The organism is Streptomyces endocoffeicus (genome assembly GCF_016741935.1).
Lineage (GTDB): Bacteria > Actinomycetota > Actinomycetes > Streptomycetales > Streptomycetaceae > Streptomyces > Streptomyces endocoffeicus.
In genome coordinates this window covers 1-369 of the sequence record NZ_JAERRG010000229.1, presented here as the reverse complement: position 1 = coordinate 369, position 369 = coordinate 1, and the positions used below count along the sequence as shown (strand labels likewise).

1 protein-coding gene is annotated in these 369 nt (G+C 65.9%); it reads left to right on the top strand.

Annotated features, from left to right (window positions below):
- Positions 1-13: 13 nt before the first annotated feature.
- Positions 14-369: acyltransferase domain-containing protein (locus tag JK364_RS54730; protein ID WP_307841748.1), on the top strand; the 356-nt coding region annotated here is incomplete at its 3' end.

The following is a 369-nucleotide window of genomic DNA, read 5'->3' as shown; positions in this document are numbered from 1 at the left end:
TGTTGCTGAGTTGGTGGGGGTGTGTGCGGGCAGGGGGTGGAAGACGCGTCGGTTGGCGGTGTCGCATGCGTTTCATTCGGCGTTGATGGAGCCGATGCTGGAGGAGTTTGCCGGCGCGCTCGATGGGATCACGTTCGGGTCGCCGCGGATCCCGGTGGTGTCGACTGTCACTGGGGAGCCGCTGACCGTGGTCGATGCCGGTTACTGGGTGGATCAGGTGCGTCGTCCGGTCCGGTTCGCGGATGCGGTCGCGTTTGTGGCGGAAGCGGGTGTGGGCACGTTCGTTGAGGTGGGTCCGGATGCGGTGCTGACTCCGATGGTCGAGCAGACTGTGGATGATGCGGTGGTCGTGCCCGTCGCGGATCGGAG